The organism is Mesobacillus sp. (genome assembly GCF_049588175.1).
Lineage (GTDB): Bacteria > Bacillota > Bacilli > Bacillales > Cytobacillaceae > Mesobacillus.
The window spans coordinates 1-3,241 of sequence record NZ_JBAVFI010000333.1 but is presented as its reverse complement, the minus strand read 5'-3'; the positions used below and the strand labels follow the sequence as shown (position 1 = coordinate 3,241).

Annotated in this window: 5 protein-coding genes; 3 read left to right on the top strand and 2 right to left on the bottom strand. The window is 41.2% G+C overall.

The window, feature by feature from the left end:
• Together tgt and yajC are read left to right on the top strand one after the other, a co-directional pair.
• Nucleotides 1-607: tRNA guanosine(34) transglycosylase Tgt (gene tgt / locus WB217_RS08115; protein WP_423992328.1), on the top strand; the 607-nt coding region annotated here is incomplete at its 5' end.
• A 36-nt stretch (nt 608-643) separates the two neighbouring features.
• Entirely contained in the window at nt 644-928 is a 285-nt protein-coding gene (yajC, locus tag WB217_RS08110) for a preprotein translocase subunit YajC (RefSeq protein ID WP_423992326.1), read from the top strand.
• Nucleotides 929-963: 35 nt separating this feature from the next.
• On the opposite strand, the gene WB217_RS08105 is transcribed toward yajC, so the two are convergent.
• Nucleotides 964-1,347 (bottom strand): TIGR04086 family membrane protein, encoded by a 384-nt coding sequence (locus WB217_RS08105; protein WP_335433203.1) that lies wholly within the window; start codon nt 1,345-1,347, stop codon nt 964-966.
• Nucleotides 1,348-1,649: 302 nt separating this feature from the next.
• Between WB217_RS08105 and WB217_RS08100 the strand changes: the two genes are divergently transcribed.
• On the top strand, nt 1,650-2,324 hold the full coding sequence (locus WB217_RS08100; RefSeq protein ID WP_423992324.1) for a DUF421 domain-containing protein: 675 nt from the start codon (nt 1,650-1,652) through the stop codon (nt 2,322-2,324).
• A gap of 163 nt (nt 2,325-2,487) precedes the next feature.
• On the opposite strand, the gene WB217_RS08095 is transcribed toward WB217_RS08100, so the two are convergent.
• Nucleotides 2,488-3,241: polysaccharide biosynthesis C-terminal domain-containing protein (locus WB217_RS08095; protein ID WP_423992322.1), on the bottom strand; the 754-nt coding region annotated here is incomplete at its 5' end.

The window sequence follows — 3,241 nt, the reverse complement described above, 5'->3', positions numbered from 1 at the left end:
TAAGCGTCCACAGGACCAGGGTCTGTTCGGGATTGTCCAGGGTGGGGAATATGAGGAATTGAGGAAACAGAGCGCCAAGGACCTTGTGTCCATGGACTTCCCTGGCTATGCAGTCGGCGGATTGTCGGTTGGAGAACCAAAGGATGTCATGAATAGGGTTCTTGACTTTACTACACCATGGCTTCCAACAGATAAGCCTCGATATTTAATGGGGGTAGGTTCTCCAGATTCATTGATTGATGGTGCGATCCGCGGCATCGATATGTTTGACTGTGTATTGCCGACAAGGATTGCGCGAAATGGTACATTGATGACGAGCGAGGGACGACTAGTTGTGAAGAACGCCAAGTTTGCACGTGATTTTGGACCGTTGGATCCTAATTGTGATTGCTATACTTGCCGAAATTATAGCAGAGCATACATTCGCCACTTAATTAAAACAGATGAAACCTTTGGAATTCGATTAACTTCTTACCATAATCTCTATTTTCTGATAAACTTAATGGAGCAGGTCAGACAGGCGATCCGCGAAGACCGTCTCGGCGACTTTAGAGAAGAGTTCTTTGAGCAATATGGATTTAATAAGCCGAATGCTAAAAATTTCTAATAACCTGGCTTGTAATAGTGAAAGGAGGGGAAATGAATGGAAGGTTTAATAGGTACAGTATTCCCACTGCTACTAATGTTTGCATTGTTCTACTTTTTACTGATCCGCCCTCAACAGAAGAGGCAAAAAGCGGTTCAGACAATGCAAGGTGACCTGAAAAAAGGTGACAAGGTTGTCACCATCGGCGGTTTGCATGGATTCGTCGATGCACTTGATGAAGGCACTGTTGTCATTAAGTGTGGAGACGGAAGCCGTCTTACATATGATCGCGCTGCCATCCGTGATGTAACAGCATCATCGGGCGACATGCTTGCGAAGTAATGAAAAAAGAAGCGGATTTTGAATCCGCTTCTTTTTTATGCGCTTTTTCCTCCTGCGATGTTGACTCCTAAAATTCCACCCATCATCGCAGTTAATATATAGCACGTATGATAGATGAGCTGCTCAAAGGAGAATAAGCTGTCATATCCCAAAAATTGAAATAAAAAAATGATAAGGGAATAAACGAGACCTGTTCCTCCTCCAATCAGCCACCCCTTTTGCTTGCCATTCCCCCCAGTAATAAAACCGCCGATAAAAATGGATAAGAAAGAGATGGATGTCATTACATATTGAAGCGAAGATTCTTGGACTGAAGTGAATTTTAAAAGAAGAGAAAATATAAAACTGCTTACGACTGCCAATAAGAATATTGCAATCACACCGTAAAGGACGGCCTTTCCTAAACTCCTGGATTCCATTAACCCCTCTCCTCTCTAATCTGATTCCCTGAAACAGGGAATTGCCTAGTACAAGCATATTCAAGGAGATGAACAAATAGAATCAGTTTTTTATATGGATTTTTTAACATTGGCTGTTAATTTCCGGTCAAGGCACTCGATTTCCGCGGGCGGCCCGGGGAACGTTCGCGGCGCTTGATGCGCCTGTGAGGTAAAGAGTATAGAAATATTATTGCTTCCAGAAAAAATTCAGCAAATAATAGTATTTTTTATGTGCCAGGTAAAAGAATATAGAGGAATGCGTTGTGAAGGGTGGGAGAAAAGTGGAAGAATATTTGATCATTCTTTTTAGGACCTTGCTTCTTTACTTGCTGATCCTCGTGATATTTCGATTGATGGGCAAAAGGGAAATCGGCGAATTGAGCATTTTGGATTTTGTAGTGTATATCATGATTGCTGAAATGGCTTCACTCTCGATCGAAAACACAGAAGATCCCTTAATCAATACTTTGCTTCCAATTATTATTTTGGTCATTATTCAGATTACGTTGGCACTTCTTTCTCTAAAAAGCAAGAAGTTCAGGGATGTAGTGGACGGTAAGCCGACGGTCATTATCAATAACGGAAAAATTGACGAACAGGAAATGAAAGCCCAGAGGTATAACTTTGATGATTTACTGCTTCAATTAAGGGAAAAGGACGTTGGAAATATTGCTGATGTTGAATTTGCTATTTTGGAGCCATCAGGAAAGCTGTCCATTTTTCAAAAAAACCAGGGAAGTCAATCTGGTGGCCAGCAGGATAATGGTAGTCTTGCGCTGCCGCTAATTATTGATGGTGAGATTCAGGAAGATAATCTTACATTAATCGACAAAAACAAGGAATGGCTCTTGGAACAGCTGAAGAAAAAAGGACATTATGATCCTGGGAAGATATCGTTTTGCAGCTATCAAAATGGGAAGTTTTATGTTGATTTAATTGATCATGAATCCACCTAATATTCGTTTCCGAAATGTAAAAAATTATCTCTAAGAAAATGGCCATTTCAAAAAACGTGGAGCAGAAACCACGTTTTTTGAATTTGACTATTCTGGAAAGTGTTATTGATCATGTACTCCTTTTAAAAAATCATGAAGTCTAAAGATAACATGCGGAAAGCACTTATTTAAATAATGGTTTTTTAAAGAAAGAATTGAATACCGCGAGAACTCTGCGAAGCTCATGCCGTTTAATAAGACCTAATGCCATTGCAAGTGAAATGTAGATAATGGAAATGGCCCCCGCCGTAATAAGAATTCTCAATGCGAGTGAATGGCTAACTCCATAAACATCCCAAAGCAGGAAACCTGCCAGTCCTGACAGCGCGATCACAGCAAATGTTTTTACATAATCCATTACATAAAAGGTAAAGGAAACAGCCTTCAGCATCGTGGCGAAATGAAGTAGGGTTATCAGTACAATGCCCATTACCATTCCTAGAGCAGCCCCGTTAATCCCGAATGCAGGCTGGCTTGCCAGTAAGAAAATCACTGCAGTCTTTGCTACATTACCGATTAGACTGTTAATCATGGCAGCTCTTGCTAAGTCTAAAGCCTGAAGCGCTGCCTGCAGGGGTCCCTGAAAATAATAAAAAAGAAAAAACGGAGCCATCAGTTTTATGAACTGGGAACCATTTGGTGTACCATACATCAAGGTCATTAAAGGCTCAGCCAAAACATACAGCACAACCACTGACAATCCGCCGGTCAGCAGTGAAAACCGCAACGATTGCTGTAAAAGGTGCTCAATGACTTTCATGTTCTTCTTCGAATTCGCCTCGCTTATAGCGGGAACAAGAGAAGTAGAAAGGGAGTAAGTAATAAATGATGGCAGCAATAGCAATGGCATGGCAAATCCTGTAAGGGCCCCATATTGT